This is a genomic window from Kitasatospora sp. NPDC089509, from assembly GCF_044749365.1.
Taxonomy (GTDB): domain Bacteria; phylum Actinomycetota; class Actinomycetes; order Streptomycetales; family Streptomycetaceae; genus Kitasatospora.
The window spans coordinates 17,155-33,409 of sequence record NZ_JBIVHS010000017.1 but is presented as its reverse complement, the minus strand read 5'-3'; the positions used below and the strand labels follow the sequence as shown (position 1 = coordinate 33,409).

Annotated in this window: 15 protein-coding genes and 2 CRISPR repeat arrays (1 of these 17 cut by a window edge); of the genes, 8 read left to right on the top strand and 7 right to left on the bottom strand. The window is 69.2% G+C overall.

Annotated elements, in window-relative coordinates; genetic code table 11:
• Window positions 1–56: 56 nt before the first annotated feature.
• The 7 genes from ACIP4P_RS29420 to ACIP4P_RS29390 form a co-directional block, all read right to left on the bottom strand.
• Window positions 57–380, bottom strand: coding sequence for a hypothetical protein (locus tag ACIP4P_RS29420; RefSeq protein ID WP_400923562.1), 324 nt, complete (start codon window positions 378–380; stop codon window positions 57–59).
• Window positions 381–486: 106 nt separating this feature from the next.
• On the bottom strand, window positions 487–1,455 hold the full coding sequence (locus ACIP4P_RS29415) for a helix-turn-helix domain-containing protein (protein WP_400923825.1): 969 nt from the start codon (window positions 1,453–1,455) through the stop codon (window positions 487–489).
• 253 nt (window positions 1,456–1,708) lie between these two features.
• Complete coding sequence (locus ACIP4P_RS29410) at window positions 1,709–1,963, bottom strand: hypothetical protein (protein ID WP_400923560.1); 255 nt, start codon at window positions 1,961–1,963, stop codon at window positions 1,709–1,711.
• A gap of 928 nt (window positions 1,964–2,891) precedes the next feature.
• Window positions 2,892–3,524: an SMI1/KNR4 family protein gene (locus tag ACIP4P_RS29405; RefSeq protein ID WP_400923558.1), complete on the bottom strand. Its 633-nt coding sequence runs from the start codon at window positions 3,522–3,524 to the stop codon at window positions 2,892–2,894.
• Window positions 3,525–3,529: 5 nt separating this feature from the next.
• The gene (locus ACIP4P_RS29400) at window positions 3,530–4,348 is read right to left on the bottom strand and encodes a hypothetical protein (protein ID WP_400923556.1); all 819 of its coding nucleotides are present in this window, start codon (window positions 4,346–4,348) and stop codon (window positions 3,530–3,532) included.
• Between the two features lie 19 nt (window positions 4,349–4,367).
• Window positions 4,368–5,024 (bottom strand): hypothetical protein, encoded by a 657-nt coding sequence (locus ACIP4P_RS29395; protein ID WP_400923554.1) that lies wholly within the window; start codon window positions 5,022–5,024, stop codon window positions 4,368–4,370.
• Window positions 5,021–5,755 (bottom strand): hypothetical protein, encoded by a 735-nt coding sequence (locus ACIP4P_RS29390; protein ID WP_400923552.1) that lies wholly within the window; start codon window positions 5,753–5,755, stop codon window positions 5,021–5,023. Before ACIP4P_RS29390 ends, ACIP4P_RS29395 begins: the two co-directional genes overlap by 4 nt.
• A 343-nt stretch (window positions 5,756–6,098) precedes the next feature.
• On the opposite strand from ACIP4P_RS29390, the gene ACIP4P_RS29385 reads away from it, so the two are divergent.
• The 8 genes from ACIP4P_RS29385 to ACIP4P_RS29350 all read left to right on the top strand — a co-directional run bounded on the left by ACIP4P_RS29385 (window position 6,099) and on the right by ACIP4P_RS29350 (window position 16,091).
• Window positions 6,099–6,977, top strand: coding sequence for a phosphorothioated DNA-binding restriction endonuclease (locus ACIP4P_RS29385; RefSeq protein WP_400923550.1), 879 nt, complete (start codon window positions 6,099–6,101; stop codon window positions 6,975–6,977).
• A 169-nt stretch (window positions 6,978–7,146) separates the two neighbouring features.
• A CRISPR array of direct repeats spans window positions 7,147–8,345; the repeat unit is 16 nt; unit sequence CGGAGCAGCCCCGTCT.
• Window positions 8,346–8,538: 193 nt separating this feature from the next.
• On the top strand, window positions 8,539–9,402 hold the full coding sequence (locus ACIP4P_RS29380; protein WP_400923548.1) for a CRISPR-associated endonuclease Cas3'': 864 nt from the start codon (window positions 8,539–8,541) through the stop codon (window positions 9,400–9,402).
• A complete protein-coding gene (locus ACIP4P_RS29375; protein ID WP_400923546.1) occupies window positions 9,399–11,294 on the top strand; it encodes a helicase-related protein in 1,896 nt (631 codons plus the stop codon). Before ACIP4P_RS29380 ends, ACIP4P_RS29375 begins: the two co-directional genes overlap by 4 nt.
• Window positions 11,295–11,298: 4 nt before the next feature.
• Complete coding sequence (casA, locus tag ACIP4P_RS29370; RefSeq protein WP_400923544.1) at window positions 11,299–12,879, top strand: type I-E CRISPR-associated protein Cse1/CasA; 1,581 nt, start codon at window positions 11,299–11,301, stop codon at window positions 12,877–12,879.
• Window positions 12,876–13,430 carry a type I-E CRISPR-associated protein Cse2/CasB gene (gene casB, locus ACIP4P_RS29365; protein ID WP_400923542.1) on the top strand — a complete coding sequence of 185 codons (555 nt, stop codon included), beginning with the start codon at window positions 12,876–12,878 and terminating at the stop codon, window positions 13,428–13,430. The genes casA and casB overlap by 4 nt, the downstream gene beginning before the upstream one ends.
• A 3-nt stretch (window positions 13,431–13,433) precedes the next feature.
• Window positions 13,434–14,684, top strand: coding sequence for a type I-E CRISPR-associated protein Cas7/Cse4/CasC (gene cas7e, locus ACIP4P_RS29360; RefSeq protein ID WP_400923540.1), 1,251 nt, complete (start codon window positions 13,434–13,436; stop codon window positions 14,682–14,684).
• Window positions 14,681–15,421, top strand: coding sequence for a type I-E CRISPR-associated protein Cas5/CasD (gene cas5e, locus ACIP4P_RS29355; RefSeq protein WP_400923538.1), 741 nt, complete (start codon window positions 14,681–14,683; stop codon window positions 15,419–15,421). Before cas7e ends, cas5e begins: the two co-directional genes overlap by 4 nt.
• Before the next feature lie 40 nt (window positions 15,422–15,461).
• Entirely contained in the window at window positions 15,462–16,091 is a 630-nt protein-coding gene (locus ACIP4P_RS29350; protein ID WP_400923536.1) for a type I-E CRISPR-associated protein Cas6/Cse3/CasE, read from the top strand.
• Window positions 16,092–16,164: 73 nt separating this feature from the next.
• Window positions 16,165–16,255: direct repeats of the CRISPR family, unit length 29 nt; unit sequence GTCCTCCCCGCGCAGCCGGGGCTGTTCCG (it continues 1,651 nt past the right edge of the window).

Below are 16,255 nucleotides of genomic sequence, written 5' to 3'. Positions count from 1 at the left end.
GCGAGTGCGAAAACTCGCGCCACCCCTTCGCGCCGGTGCCGCCGGTCAGGCGGGCCTCACGCCCCCGTCGAACGGAAGGCGAGTTGTTCCCCGGCCGCCTTGGGTAGGCTTCTCTCAGCCGCAAGGACCAGGCCCGCAGCCGTCGACGGCTCGACGCCCATCAGATCCGCCGTCTCGGTCAACTGCATCCCCAACTGGTAATGGAGCACGGCGGCATCAGCTGCGGCACTCGGCAGAAGGCGGTGCAAAGCATCCGCCTCCCACAGGCCGTGAGGCCCGTCGCAGCGCGCCGAGACCTCCTCGCGGACCAGCGCCCACGCGGCAGCCGACAGATTCTGCTCCCGCACGAGGCGGGGCCAGTCCGCCGCAAGCCTCACCATGACACAGTCAACAACCTGCTGGGCAACGGACGTTCGCCCTATCCGGGACGCCGCATACCTCCAGTACGGACTTCGGTGGCGCAGGACGAACGCGTTCAGAGCCTTGTCACTCCCAGTCACAATTCGGCTCCCTCTCCGGCACCGCGGCGCGCTCGAAGCCTCCGGCCGGACCGAAGCCCCCGTGCACCAACTCCACCAATACCGCGTAGTGCAATTGCTCCCAGCACGGGCGGAGATCCGCAGGACGCCCTCCCAGCGCTGTGGCCAAGGCGCTCACCACCGGCCAGTCCGGGACCGTCTCGAACCCCAGGACCGATCGCACCAGGTTCTCCGTTAGCCCCGGCGCTCGGGCGCACACCCTCTCCACCGGCAGTTCGCCGGCCGCAAGGTGCAGGCCATGCAGCGCCCACAGCATCCGGTCGGCGGCGACCGCCAGCGACACCCGACCCGGCAGCACGATGCCCTGGGCCAGCTCCCACAGCATCCGCACTGACCGAGGATCGCCCCCGAACACCTCCACGAGCGTCTGCAAGATCAGCCACGTCGGCACCCGGTCCCCGGCGAGGATCCTTGACACGTACGACGCAGAGCACCCTGCCTTCTCCGCCGCGGCCTGCAGGCTCACCCCGCTCCTCGCCTGCAACATGGTCAGCGCCGCCGCCAGGCGGTCCGCGTACCGTAAGCCCGGGGACCGAGCGGCTACCTCCCCCGGGGCAGGAGAGTTCCCGGTGGCATCGGCCGGCGTCCCTCGGCTCCGCCGGCGAACCAGTTGCTGCTCCACCTGCTGTGGGGCCCAACGGCGCCGAGCCGAGTCCGCCTCAACTCCCAGTGCTAATCCGATTTCTGCCCACGACGCCCCGCTTTTGTACGCATCGTGCACGACCGCAGCGGCATAGTGGTCAACCTCGCCGCGAAGCTCCCGCGCACGTGCCACCAGCACAACCAGCGGTGCTTGACGGGACTGTGCATCCAACAACCTGCCGGCGGCCGCGTGGACGTCTTCAGCGACTAACTGCCCCCATCCACCGGCATCCTGGACCGTTCGCTGTATAGCGGCCCGTCCCTTGTCGCGCATCCGCTGTGCCTGCTTCTGACACTTCGTCGTGTGGTACTGCTTCGGCCGCCCTGCGCGCACCGGCCGCTGGAACGTGCTCCCGCACGACTCCAGCGCGCACGTCACGGTCACCCATGCCGTCATCCCTGGTTGTCCTTTTCTCCCTCATCCGGCGGCATTTCCACCCACAATGGCGGACCGCATCGGCGGTCCACCCAGCGCGCCCGGAAGGGGTGCGCCCGAGCATCCGGGTGCACCCCTTCCGGGATGACGCCTACTGCAGACGCAGGCGCCGGTAGTGGAATCGGGCCTGACCGGCGGTGGTGATCAGTGCGCTGACTCCGGCCAGCAGCCACCACGGCACCGTGCTGGCACATGCCACAGGCACGGTGACGGCCGCGACCACCGCGCCAAGGGAGACGGATACGTCCCAGTAAACGAACCCGCGCAGCAGCTGCGGGTGGCTGGTAGGTTCGGTGGCGATCACGGGCCGGCTACCAGGCAGCCCCGTGAGGGCGTAGTTGTGCACACGCACTCCTCGCTCAGAGCCCCGGCCAGCGGTGTGGAGACCAAGGCCGGGGCAGTTCCTTTTGCTAGTGCCGAGAACCGTACCGCTAACTCGTCAAGCTCGAAGACCACTTGCATCGAAGAGGCATTCTCGGCCAATCGTCGGGGCCGGTGGGAATGGCAATCCTGACGAGGCCCCGTCATATTCAGGGATGCTGGTCGTGGCGGTGGTGTACGCAGGGACCACCGACAGGCGGCCACATAATGGCCTACCGGTGCGCAGAATCGATCAGGGGAGTGCGGACCTGTGTCGAGGATTGTCATTCGAGGCCTGGAACTTGACCTTCCGTTCAGTCGGCCAGTGCGATATTGACGACCCTTTGCAATCTCTCCGGTTGCAGATGCAAATGACCGGAGCAATGAATTCCGGAATCGAGAGTGGCGCACATCACACGACCTGGAGGGGGCGTGAGGGGGACAGGGCAGGTGGCCAGCCTAAGCGGGCGCCGGATTGGTCCGGACCGTTTGCTTCGCGCGGCTGACAAGCGGGCAAGGGTCGCAGTCAGGCACCGGGGGCTGACCGGAGCATCGGCGCTCAGGTGCCTCGTGAGGCGAGCCGCCGGCTTGCAGTCGTCGAATGGAACCGGCTCTCGGCCTGCTAGGTGAGACGAGCGCGCCGCCCGCTCCGGCCAGCTTCCCGGAGAGCCTGTCGGCAGAACTCGGGCTGGCGGCCGCCCGCAGGCGCCACGCGTCCGCCCGCACGGTCCCGGCGGGTACCTGGCCGCCTCCTACGCCTTTGCCGCCGACCGCATCCGCAGAACGCCAGCTGGTGCGGCGGTCCTGCATCACCCTGTCGCAAGGCACTCCGGCCGACGGCTACGGATATACGTCTTGGGGCCGTCGGCGTTGCGCCGACGGCCCCAAGGCAGAACTACTGGGAAGCTGACCGACTACTCTGCGCCTCCCAGATGGAGGGTGCCGCCGTCGGGAAGGCTGTGAATCCTCTGGGCGATCGGGCCCCTGATCCGCATCGCCTCGCCCGCCTCCCGGACCACGACGTTCTCGAAGGAGTAGTCGCCGCCGGCAACGAAGAACTGGAGCGGCACCAGGCGCTGGTCGGGAGCGAGGGCACCATTCTGCTTCTGGAACTCGTAGGCGAAGGACGCGGTGGCGTTCACGTCCGGGTCGCTCAGCAGCCACGCGGCCCAGTCGTGCAGGCTATCCCCGAGGTCCTCCGCTTCCGCGGTCTCGGGGTCGAAAGCAACAACTCGCTCTCCACCGACGATCGCGAACTGGGTGCCGAACAGGTCCTGACCGAAGCAGAAAACGTCGTCGGCCAGGCCTTCGTACGTGCTCTTCCACAGCTCGTCCGAGTTCCAGGACAGGAGGTCGGGCCCCAGACCTTCCTCGCCGACCCGGAAGACCTGGACACCAGCGTTGAAGGCGAAGAAGCCGTTCACCCGGCCGAGCAGGACCCCGAGCTCGTGCAGCGGCCCGGCCTCGCGGCCGAAGTCGAGCTCAATAGCCGGGCCCATCGGGCCGCGGGCACGACCGATCAACTGGTCCAGTGCGCTGTCGGACATCCGTTTCACTCCGCTGTTTGTGCTTCTGGGCCGATCGGCCTGGTGAGGTAATGGTCGCGCACCTTATCGGTGACGACCAAACGAAGGGTCGGCTGGAGGACGGGCGCATCCGGGAGGGCGTCCCACTTGGCAAAGGGCCACCAGCGGCTGTGCGCAGCCAGCAGCATCCGCTCGCCGTGCTCGATCTCGCCATGGGTCGCGTACCAGCCGGCCATCCACAGACAGATGGAGTACTGCTCGGGCTCCGCCCTCGTGTCGGTGAGCAGTTGGTGCGCCCTCGCAAAGTCGTTGGTCTCACACAGCGCCTCCCACACCAGTCGCCGCTGCTTCCCGTCGAGTTCGTGGTAGCTCCGGTCAAGGAGCCCGGCCCCGATGACACCGTCCGGCGGCCGAACCGGGCCGCCCCAGTCACTGTGACAAGGGAGAAGAAGCTCCGCGCCCTGCCGGGGCAGTTCCTGGGAACTCCACTCAAGGTCTCTCCTCAGGTGGCGGCCGTCCGGGATGCGCTCAACGCACGCGGCTAGTCGTGGTGCTGCCGGCACATCCGCGTAGAGCTGGCCCGCGAGAAGCGCTGACCGGAAGGGGACGGATTGATCGCAGAGCTCTCCTCCGAGTGGGCCATCGCTCTCGATTAGTGCCTGGGTCAGGTCAGCGGCCTGTATGAACTCCCCTGTCCAGAAGAGAACCTGCACCGCTGCAGCCGCGGCCTCCCATACCGGACCCCGGGCGCCGCCCTTCTTGGACGCGATCTCCAGCAGATCCGGAAGGTCAGCGAGGAAGTTTCCCTTCCTCGAATCAGAAATAATCTTCTCGCTCTTATTCACGGCCACCTCCAGTGTTCATCTAGATCACTTTTATTCTTACGCGAGTTCCATCTTTCAACAGCTGTAGCGCGTTCCCCATTGTAGAGCCTGAGCCGCCGTTATCAGGACCGTCGATGTGCTTCACGCTAGCACCGGTGCCACCTTCTTTGAACATGGCCGGCGGATATTCGTCGCGCTGAGTACCGCGATTGGTTCGAATTCCGCGCAGCGAGTCTTTTCGATTCTGCTTGGCGTTTGGCCGGTCGATCGTCATGACAGAAGGCAGCGGCGGGCCGGAGGTGTATGAAGCCCCCCGCCAGATCATGCCCTTCTGGGCTTCTGCGATGTGTTTTGCGGACTCCGGATACTTAGAGCTGTCAATCAGGTACTCGACATCGAAGTCGCCCTTCACGCTGACCGCCGAGGCGAGTTTGGTCCTCGCATCGTGCTGCTCCTTGAGTCGGAGCTGCGAGCCCTCACCACCCTTGCCGGGATTCTTGGCGATCTTCTCGGCCAGCTCTATGATGCTGCGCTTGTGCGCCGCATCGGCCGCGGCCACATTCTTCGCCACCTGCTTAGCGCCATGGGCGGCGTGGTGGTACATGTCGCTGACTGCCGCTGTCGCCTCCTTGCTGATCGTGGTGCCGATTTTCTTGGCGGCGTCTTCCAGTGCCTTCGTGATCGGGTGGTGGCTCAACCGAAACTCACCGCAGCCGTCGCCGTCGTGAAGTCCTTGGCGTGACCTCTAACTGCATCCCCGTGGCCCATCAACTTGTCGGCCAGGGCCATGAGTTCGAGGGGGTTGATAGAGAATCCTTCGCCGGTATCACCAACCAGATCGCCGTCTGCTCCGGCCAGTGCCTTTTTCACGCCAGCGAAGACCATGCCCTTGACGGCCTTCTCCACTTCTTTCTGGAGCGGCTCCGTGGCCTTGGTGATGAGGATCGCGATGATCTGCTCCTCGGCCTCCTTGATCATCTTGCTGACAACCCGTCGGGTTGCCGCTACGGCAGCCGCATCGACGGCTGTGGCAAGGCCGAGCGTCGCGACAGCCGCGACCGCTCCAGCCACTGCCTCGGCAGCGAGCACGCCGAGTTCTGCGATCACGGCGAGCTTCATCGCAACAACAGCATCCGCGGCGACGTCAAGGGCAGTCGCCGATCCGTTGCACACGGCGACCAACTCATGCAGGTGGCTCTGGGTCATCTTTGACCAGCGGGCGACCATATGCTCATACGACTTGGCCTGGTAGTGCTGCGCCATGTCCTGGAGGGTGGCGGTTGCCGCGGCATGCGTGTGGTCGATGTTGGACGCGAACTTCCGGACATGGCCGGCGAACTCCCGTACCTTGTCCTCGTTGACGCTGGGCCACGGCAGCCCTAGCAGGTCCATGACCCATACCAGCTCGCCCGGCAACTCGATAGCCATACTTCCCCCCTGAGAGCGACGCGCACGCACGATCATGCCATGCTCACGCTGCGCTAACGGCGTGGTGGGCTTGTCCACAGTGCGGCGAGAAGCGCAACCGGCTTCGACGAAGCCGCGGATGAGGACCCCGCATCAGGGGCTAGCGGGCTGTCGTCGCCTGACAGGTGCATGGGCTGCGAGTGTAGTTTGACGCGAGCCGGAGCCAACTCGATTGTCTGGCTCGGATACCCGGGTGGGAGTTCCAGTATCCATGGCGGGCGCATGCTAGGGCGGCGCTCGGACGAGGTCGTGCGTGGAGGCGTGGCCATGGCCCTGTTGGTGTGCCGGAATACGCTGGGCGGTCATGGACTGGCTGGAGCGGGTGGCGAAGTTGAGACGGTGGACGAGCAACGACGTTCGGGCGCCGCACAAACCGCTGTTGCTGCTGTGCGCGTTGGGCAGCTTCCAGCGCGATGCCGACGGCGAGCTGCGGTACAGCGTGGTCGAGGGGGAGTTGAAGCGGCTGCTCGAAGAGTACGGGCCGTCCCATCCGACCACCCCCGCGTACCCGTTCCACCACCTGGTCGGTGACGGCGTGTGGGAGGTCAGGACCGACCAGGGGCCCGGGAGCCCTGGAAGCGGCGTGCGGGTCCTGCGTTCCAGTGGCGCGACCGGCAGGCTCATACCCGAGTTGCGAACGGCTCTGATGAAGGAGCCGGGGCTCCTGGGCCGTCTGGTGCGGGTGGTCCTGGACTTCCACTTCCCGCCGTCACTGCACACCGACCCGTGTGAAGCCGTCGGTCTCGACCTGGACCTGGCCGAGACCGAGGGTGTGACCGGAACCCTGGGCGGAACGCAGCGGGTGACACGACGGCAGCGGGACCGGAGAATGCGTGAACTCGTCCTGACCGCCTACGAGCTCCAGTGTGCCTTTTGCGGCTACGACGGGATGCTGGGCGCGAGCACGGTCGGCCTGGAAGCAGCGCATCTGCGCTGGTGGTCCCACGACGGGCCGGACGAGGTCGACAACGGCCTCTGCCTGTGCTCCCTACACCACAAGCTCTTCGACAAGGGCGTCCTGGGTCTGGGGGAGAGGCGCCGCATACTCGTCTCACAGCGCTTCGTCGGACGCAGCGAGGCCAGCAGGCAGCATGTGCTCACGTTGGCCGGACGGCAGGTCATCGGCCCACAGGCGGGGACTTCGTCGGTCGCGGGCCGACACCGGCAGTGGCACGCCGAGTAGGTCTTCCGGGGCGAGCCCAGGGATCCCCTGACCCCGGCGCATGCTGGTTGAGAGAGGCTGCCTGTTCGTTGATCAGTCGGTGTCTACCGCGCGCTGTCCAACTCCGGTCTACGCGGCTTGCTCCCGGCCGTGCGGACCGGACGGCACCAGTCAAGTGGAACGCGGACGGCGGAGCAGCCCCGTCTCCGCGGGGAGGAGCACCCGTGCCGATCCGTCAGCCGGTACTCGGTCGGAGCAGCCCCGTCTGCGCGGGGAGGAGGACTCCACCAAGTACATGCCGTCGGCGAGTTCCGGAGCAGCCCCGTCTTTGCGGGGAGGAGGGCCCGCTCACCGGCTACCGGTGGACCGTCCGCGGAGCAGCCCCGTCTGCGCGGGGAGAAGAGGGCCAGCGGCACCAGGTACTCCATGCCCCCGGGAGCAGCCCCGTCTGCGCGGGGGGAGGAGATCATGCCGAGCGCGGCGACGAACGCGCCGGCCGGAGCAGCCCCGTCTGCGCGGGGAGGAGCCCGCCGCCGTTCTCCTGAGCGCGCTCCTGCTCGGAGCAGCCCCGTCTGCGCGGGGAGGAGAGGAGGTGTCGGACGAGGGCGAGCCGTGGTGCGCGACCGGAGCAGCCCCGTCTGTGCGGGAAGGACCTCAGCAAGCTGACCCGCGGCTTCGCCGAGTACGGAACAACCCCGGCTGTGCAGGGACGAGATCGGGTCGTCGACGATCGTAAGGTGCGAGTCCGGAGCAGCCCCGTGTGCGCGGGGAAGACTCGATGATCATCCGGGCGTCCGCGAGGTCGTTCGGAACAGCCCCGGGTGTGCGGGGAGGAGTTCCGGCAGAGCAGTGACGCCCTGGCGGGCTTTGGAGCAGCCCCGGCTGCGCTTCGCGGGGAGGAGCGGATCGCCGTCAAGTACGCGCTCAGGGTGGCCGGAGCAGCCCCGTCTGCGCGGGGAGGAGCGGGTGGTGAGGGTGGCCCGGGCGGCGTCGCCCGGAGCAGCCCCGTCTGCGCGGGGAGGAGCCGGGGGGTCAACCCGGGGCGCTTTTTCCCGGGGAGCAGCCCCGTCTGCGCGGGGAGGAGCAGATCCGAGAGGCGATTCAGCTCAGCAACATCGGAGCAGCCCCGTCTGCGCGGGGAGGAGCCGGGGCAACTCGGTGCGATGGTGGCAGCAGCCGGAGCAGCCCCGTCTGCGCGGGGAGGAGTTCCCGGCCAGGGCCCGCAAGGCTCGCGAGTCCGGAGCAGCCCCGTCTGCGCGGGGAGGAGTTAACCCGTGCCTCGTCCCACTTGTCGTCGGGCGGAGCAGCCCCGTCTGCGCGGGGAGGAGATCATAAAGCCGATGGCCGACGGGGCCAGGGACGGAGCAGCCCCGTCTGCGCGGGGAGGAGGCTTCGCGACCTGCGGCGTTGAGGCGACTTTGCTGTTTCTTTGCCTTGTCAAGGAGCTGTCCCCCACAGGATAGGCGTGCGCTGCCCGATGCGGTGGCGATGAAAACGGTTTGGCATCTTCCTGGCTGGATGACGAATCATCAAAAATCTATTCTGACGGCGCTTGTCAGTGTCCCGGTCTACGATCCGCCGCGTGGACGTTGACCGTGCGGCGTTGCCGGAACATCAACTGTGCAGTGGCCTTGATTGTGCGTTGTGGGGGAAGTCGGAGGGCTTGCCGTCCGGGGTGGTGTATCCGCTGATTGGCCATCTGCTGGATGTCGCGGCGGTGGCTTGGTGGGTCTGGGAGCTTCACCTGGTGGGTCTCCAGCGCCGTGTCCTGGTTGCGGGCATGGGGCTGGACCCGGACAGTGCTTCGGACGGCGAACGCGCTCGGGCGTTGCTGGCGTGCTGGGCCGGCTGGCATGACGTGGGGAAGATCGGCGGCTTCCAGCGCAAGGACGCTGAGGCGTACGGACTCCTCTGCGGCTACGACCCGTTCGATGCCGGTGTCGTGTCGTCGCACGGCCACGTGACCCATCTCTTCCTCGCGCACGCGTTGCCCGCTCTCGGCTACGACGCCGAGGGCGATGGGCTGGCGCTGGCGTCGCCGGCCCGTCGGGTGGCGCAGATGCTCGCGGGGCACCACGGCCGGTATCCCGCCCCGCCTTCGCGGCGGGCGCTGCGCTCGGAGGCGATCCGGGGCAGGGAACTGGGCGCAGGGGAGTGGGAGAGGCAGCGCCAGATGCATCTTGCGGCGGTGGCCGATGCGCTGGGTGGCCCGGTCGCGCCGCCGGTGTTGTCGGTCGAGGCGGCGGTGCTGGCGACGGAGGTGGTGGTGCTCTCCGACTGGCTGGCCTCCCAGGAGCACTACGTCGAAGCCCAGTTGCACGCGATGAGGTCCGCCGGGGGTGACCCCTTGGAAGGGCATTGGGAGCGTGCGCTGGAAGCCGCGCCCGCGCTGATCGGGGATGCCGGTCTGCTGGTGCCGCAGTGGAAGGAAACCCCGCTCGCGTGACGTTCCGGGACTGGTTCGACTTCGACCCCAACCCGATGCAGGCCTCACTTCTCGACGGCCTCCCCCGCTGCGCCGCGCCCGGCGCGGCGGGGTTGTTGATCATCATGTCGGAGACCGGCAGCGGCAAGACCGAAGGCGGCCTGTGGGGAGCGAGGTGGCTGGGCGGGCCCGGCATCGGAGTCCATGTCGCGCTGCCGACCATGGCCACCACGGACGCCTCTCACCGGCGGGTCGAGAACTGGGCGGGGCGGGCCCTCGCGGTTGCCTCCCCGGTCACGCTGGCGCACAGCCAGGCCGGCTGGAACCGCGACACCTCGCGCGTGCTGACCCACGAGAGCGGCCTGGACACCTCGCCCTCCGGGTGGCTGGAGGAACGCGGCAGGGCGGTGCTGGCGGGGATCAGCGTCTCGACGATCGACCAGGTCCTCGCCGCGGTCCTGAGGGTGCGCCACAACGCGCTTCGGCTGGGCGGGCTGACCCGCAAGGTTCTGCTCGTGGACGAGTGCCACGCCTACGACCCGTACATGCAGTCGCTGCTGCGCCGGGCCCTGGCCTGGTGGGGCGCCATGAGGGTGCCGGTGGTGCTGATGTCGGCGACCGTGCCTGCTTCGGTGGCGCGTTCGCTCGCCGCCGCCTATCTCTCCGGGTCGGCCCCGGGTGCTCCGGTGCCCGAGGTCGAGCCGGTGTACCCGGGCTGGCTGTACGTGGACGGGACGACGGGCAAGCCGACGCAGTCCGGGCGCATCTCCACCAGCCGGCCCCGCACGCTGGACGTCGACCTGGTGGAGCTCCACGGTTCGAACAAGCCGAGACAGGACGGCGGCGAGCCGGCGGCGGACGAGGCCCGCGCCCGGTTCGTCGCCGGCCTGATGCGCGAACAGGGCGGTGACTTCTGCACGTTGGTGGTGTGCAACACGGTTCGGTCCGCCCAGTACACCGTCACCGTCCTGGACCGGCTGCTCGACCAGGACGTGGAGGTCTTCCTGGTCCACGCCCGCTACCGGGTCCTCGACCGGCGTGGCCGCACGCTTCGCGTCGAGGAGGCCTTCGGCAAGCGGCGCGACAAACGGCCCCGGCGTGCGGTACTGGTCAGCACCCAGGTCTGCGAGCAGTCGCTGGATCTGAGCCTGGACCACGTGGTGAGCGACGTCGCACCGATCGCCCAACTCATCCAGCGCGCCGGCCGCGGACTTCGCCACCACGACGGTGACGACGTGCGCGTGCCGGTGACCGTCCTGGTGCCCTACGGCGCGGACGGGGAGCCGGACGACGGCCGGTGGAAGAGCGTCTACGGCCGGGCCCTGATGCGCTCCACCCGTGAACTCCTCACCGCCCACGGGCCGATCGCCGTCCCCGGCGATGTCCAGACGCTCGTGGACGCGGTCTGCGCGGGCTGGGACACGGACATGCCGGACCGGGACATCCGCGCCCACCTCGCGGGCGAGCAGGCGATGGAGAACGCCGCGAAGCCCGTCATGATCCCCCATCCGCGAGACGTGGTCGACCTGTTCGACCTCACCGACCTGTCGACGACCGAAGAGCAGGCCGCGACCCGCTACAACCTCGACAGCGTCACCGTCCTGCCCGTCTGGGCGCAGCCCGACGGGGGCCTGAGCTTGGAGAAGGACGGCAGCCTCACGCTCCCCGAACGCCGACATGCCGACCTGCGCCCGATCCGCGAACGCCTGCTGTCCGTGCGGCGCGAGCCCTGGCAGCGTGCCCTGCCGACCCTGGCCGAACGACTGCCTACCTGGGCGGCCGACCGCAGGCTCAAAGACGTCATTATCATCGAACACCCTTGCGGGCAAAGGGAATTGTCAGTGGGAGGGTTCACAGTGTCCTATGACAGCCGCTTGGGCCTCATCGTCCAGGCGCCCGTTGCCCAGGAGTAGAAACGTGAACGCCCCACCCGACTTCGACCTCGCCCATCAACCCTGGATCGACTGCCTGTACACCGACGGCGTCGTACGCCCCGTCGGATTCCAGCACGCGATCCTGGACGCGCACCGGATCGTCGACCTCGCCCTGCCCTATCCGGCGGCCTACGGCGCGCTCTACCGGCTGCTCGCCGCCATGGCCTACCGCATCACCGGCCTCGACCGGCTGCAGGACGCCGAGAACGCCGAAGGCTGGCACCGGCGCCGCAATCGCCAGTTCGGCACACCCTTCGACCCCGACAGCACCAGGGAGTACTTCGCGCAGCGCCACGACCGCTTCGGGCTCTACCACCCCGTCTGGCCCTTCCTCCAGGACCCGCGCGTCGCCGCAGACTGCAAGGACACCTCCGGCATCAACAAACTGGTCATCGGGGGAGCGTCCGGCAGTGCCCGGCCGTGGTTCGGCGGCAAGCACGGCGACCGCTCCCAGCGGCCTCTCCCGTCGGCGCAGGCCGCCCTGCACCTGGTGATGTGGGCCTATTACGGCTCCGGCGGCACGGTGACCACCCGCTCCCACGGCGCGGTCACCACCCAGACCGGCTGCCAGGCCGCCCCGGCCCGCGGCACCGTCGGCTACCACCCCCTCGGCACCACCCTGCACACCACACTCCTCGCCCACCTCACCCCACCCGCCACGTCCGAGGCCGGCGCCCGCCCCGACGAGGCGATCTGGGAACGCGGCCAACACCCCGACCCCACCCAACCCGCCCCCGAGCCCAGCGGCCCGCTCTCCCTGCTGGCCGGCCGCATGCGCCACGCCATCCTGCTCATCCCCGGCCCCGACGCACAGTGGGCCACTGATTGCACCATCACCTGGGGAGCCCGCAACCCGCCCAAGGCGACCGGCGGCGAGAAGACCGAGTACGTCGAGGCCCACCCCGACCCCTACCTGTCCTACCGGCGATCACCGAAGACCCAGCGCCCCGGCGCCGCCGTGGAGGCCGACGGAGGCCGGCACCTGTTCCGCGACCTCGACGTCCTCCTCAGCGACCCCGACAACCGCCCCGCCACCAGGCACGGTGCCCCCACCCGCCCGCTCGTATTGGCCGGCTGCGACAAACTGCCCGACCACGTCCTGGACACCCTGCGCCTGCGCGTCGTCGGCGCCCAACAGGACCGCGCCCAGAACAGGGACAGCCAGTGGTGGACCACCACCACACCCCCGCTCCTCGCCCATAGTGCCCAGCACGACCCGGACACCGCCGAACTCGTCGAGGACGCCGTCAAGGAAGCGGACACCGCCGCCTGGCGACTCGACCTCGCCCTCGCCGCCGCGTTCGACGACCGCCCCAAGGATAAGACCGACACCGCCAACCGCAAGGCCCGCGCCGCCGTCCAGTACTGGCCCCGCGCGGACACCGCCTTCTGGCACCTCTACAACACCGGCCAACTCGCCCGCGCCCAGGCCCGCATGCGCCACGCCGCCCTCGACGCCTTCGACCACCTCACCACCGCCCTGGCGCGCAGCCCCTCCTCGACCCGCCGAGTCGCCCAGGCCCGCGCGCTGCTCCCCCTGCCCCGCAAGGAATCCGCCCCGTGACCGACCTCACCACCAGTGCGCCGGACGCGCCGCACACCCACGCCCGCCGCTTCGTCGAGCGCATCGACACCCACCTGCGCGCCAACGGCGCCGCCCGGCGCGCCCTGGCCACCGGCCTGCGCCCGTGGAACGGCGAGCCCCAAGGCGCCATGCACCCCTACGTCGCAACCTGGCTGCCCGGCGGCCTGCACCCGCAACGCGAACGCGCCTACTACACCGTCGCCGCGCTGATGACCACCACCAGCCGCGCAGGCATCGGCACCGGCGTCAGCATCGGCGACGCACTCGCACGCGCCTCCCGCACCGTGTCCGCCACCACCACGGAGTCCTCCCTGCGGCGCCTGACCACCTACACCACCGCCGGCCCCTACACCCACCTGCGCGGCGCCGTCCGCCTGACCGACGCCGGCGGCGCCTTCCTGGACTGGGAACGCCTGCTGCGCGAACTCGACTCCTGGTACTTCACCGGCCGCCGCACCTGCACCCAGTGGCAACAGGACTACTACCGCACCACCCAGCCCCGCCCCACCACCACGAACGACAGCGAGTGAGCCATGACCACCACCATCCCCGCCACCTTCCTGGACCTGCACATCATCCAGACCATCCCCCTCTCGGCCCTCAACCGTGACGGAGACGGGAACCCCAAGTCCGTGGTCATCGGCGGCGTCACCCGCGCGAGGCTCAGCCCCCAGGCCGTCAAGCGCCCCGTACGCCTGCACATCGAGAAGGCCCTCCCCGAGGAAGCCGCCGTCCGCACCCGCCGACTCGTCCACGAGATCCGCGACACTCTGCTGCGCGAGCACTGGACGCCCGAGACGCCCGGCAAGCCGACCCCGGAAGAGGCGGAGCTCGCGACCTTCGCCGCCCTGGACGTCTTCGCCGCCGCCTCCGGCGGCATGAAGGTCGGCAGCGTCGAGGAAGCCGCCGAAGGCGCCAAGACCAAGGACTCCCTTGCGACCGCCGCCCTCATCTACACCCCCGCCAGCACCGCCGCCCGCCTCGCCAACGTCGCAGCCAGCCTGAGGGACGCGTACGAGAGCGCCCTCAAGGAGGCCTCCGCCAACGGCGGAAAGCCGAAGGCCCGCGGCAAGGCCAGGAAGGACGAGCCCACCACGCTCGCCGACCCCAAGGACATGAAGGGCTGGCTCGCCGAAGCGAACGGCTCCATCGCACTCCTCGGCCGCACCCTCATGGAGGTCGACGGCGCCGAACGCGATGCCTGCGTCCAGGTGTCCTCCGCGTTCACCACCCACGAAGCCGTCATCGAAGTCGACTTCTTCGTCGCGGTCGACGACTACGCCGCCGCCACCCCCGGCATCCCCGACGTCGGACAGATGGGCGACAGCCAGCACACCGCCGGCACCTTCTACCGCTACGCCACCATCAACCTCCAGGCCCTCATCACCGCCAACAACGGCGACACCGACCTCTCCCGCCGCCTCACCCGCGCCTTCATCGACGGCTTCATCAACACCCTGCCCGACTCCGGCCAGACCAACGCCGCCGCCTGGACCCTGCCCGACCTCGTCCACCTCGCCGCCCGCAGCGACCGGCCAGTCAACCTCTCCACTGCCTTCGACAAGCCCATCCGCGGCGGCCACACCGGCCACGCCACCCCCTCCACCGAGCGCCTGGCCGCATACGCCGCCACCATCCAGCGCCTCACCGCCGGCCGCGGCCTCGTCCACGCGGTCCACGCCCACACCGGCACCGAGGAGCTGCCCGGCCTCGGCCAGGCCGTCGACAGCTACGAGCAGGCCACCGACACCATCCTTGACGCCGCCTTCGGAACCCAGCAGTGACCGACCACGTCCTCGTCCTGCGCCTGGCCGCGTCCATGCAGTCCTGGGGCGTACGCGCGGCCTTCCCCGAATACCGCGACAGCACCGACCACCCCACCCGCTCCGGCGTCCTGGGCCTGCTCGCCTGCGCCCTCGGCCACCCCCGCGGAGCCGAACCCGGCGAGCTCGCCCAGCTCGACCTCGTCGTCCGCATCGACAAGCCGGGCACACCCATGGAGGACTTCCACACCATCGGCGGCCAGTCCACCACCGAGGTCGTCCCCTCCGCCGACGGCGGCAGACGCCGAGGCGCCGTCCTCACCCGCCGCGCCTACCTCGCCGACGCCGCCTTCACCGTCATCCTCACCGGCCCCATCGCCCTCCTGCACAAGGCCAGCGACGCCCTCGACCGGCCCACCTACACGCCCTTCCTCGGCCGACGCGCCTGCCCGCCGGCCGCCCCCTACAACCTCGGCATCCACCCCGGCGGCGCCAGCACGGCACTCGCCACCACACCGCTGGACCGCAACGCCCCTGCCGGCACGACCACGGTCACCGTCGACACCGTCACCACCGTCGCCCACGACGACCCGGCCGCGACCCACGCCCTCAACGACAACCCCCACGGCCGGCGCCGATTCAGCCAACGCACCCTCGCCCGCTCCGCGTTGACCCTCCCCGCCGACCTCTGCCTGGGCAACGACGCCGGGGAGCGCTACGAACGACTCCACAACTACCGCTACAGCCAGACCGACTAGCCAGCAGCTCCCCGCACGCCGGGGCTGTTCCGGAGTACCCATGACCAGCGCCTACCTCACCGAAATCCGCCTCAACACCCGATCCCGCGACGTCCAAGCCGACCTCAGGAACGGCGGCTACGGCTTCCACCACCGCACCGCACGCCTCACCGACACCGACGCCGCCGGCTCCCGCCTCCTGTGGCGACTCGACACCTTCAACAACGGCTTGCGGCTACTCGTCCAGACCACCGACAAACCGGACCCCACCACGCTCCCCGACCAGTACGGCCACACCCGAACTCTCCCGCTCGACAAGCATTTCGACCGCCTCACCGCCGGGCAGAGGGTCCGCTACCGCCTCGCCGGCAACTCCGTCCGCTTCGCCTTCGACGAGATCACCGGCCTGCCCCTGCCCAACCGCATCCCCTGCAAGGGCGACGAGATCACCACCTGGTGGACCCGCCGCGCCCCCGACGCCGGACTCGACGTCGACACCACGGCCACCTTCCAACTCCCCACCGTTACCGGCACCCGCGAACGCAAACCCGGCTTCCGCCTCGTCCTCACCCGCTACGACGGAACCGCCACCATCACCAACGCCGACACCCTCCGCACCGCCATGCTCACCGGCATCGGCCGCGGCAAAGCCTTCGGCGCAGGCCTCCTCACCATCGCCGCTACGCTGTAACCCGGGTCGCCATAAGCTCCTTGACAACAGCAAAGAACCCGCAAAGCCACCGAAACGCCGCAGGTCAGAAAGCGTCCTCCCCGCGCAGCCGGGGCTGTTCCGTCCTGATGAGCATCCGCACCCTGTTCGGCCGCGTCCTCCCCGCGCAGCCGGGGCTGTTCCGT

Coding starts and splice junctions, on each gene's coding strand:
- ACIP4P_RS29390 (WP_400923552.1), bottom strand. CDS start 5,755: ATGGCTATCGAGTTGCCGGGCGAGCTGGTATGGGTCATGGACCTGCTA.
- ACIP4P_RS29385 (WP_400923550.1), top strand. CDS start 6,099: ATGGACTGGCTGGAGCGGGTGGCGAAGTTGAGACGGTGGACGAGCAAC.
- ACIP4P_RS29350 (WP_400923536.1), top strand. CDS start 15,462: ATGACCAGCGCCTACCTCACCGAAATCCGCCTCAACACCCGATCCCGC.
- ACIP4P_RS29420 (WP_400923562.1), bottom strand. CDS start 380: ATGGTGAGGCTTGCGGCGGACTGGCCCCGCCTCGTGCGGGAGCAGAAT.
- ACIP4P_RS29415 (WP_400923825.1), bottom strand. CDS start 1,455: ATGCGCGACAAGGGACGGGCCGCTATACAGCGAACGGTCCAGGATGCC.
- ACIP4P_RS29405 (WP_400923558.1), bottom strand. CDS start 3,524: ATGTCCGACAGCGCACTGGACCAGTTGATCGGTCGTGCCCGCGGCCCG.
- cas7e (WP_400923540.1), top strand. CDS start 13,434: ATGACCACCACCATCCCCGCCACCTTCCTGGACCTGCACATCATCCAG.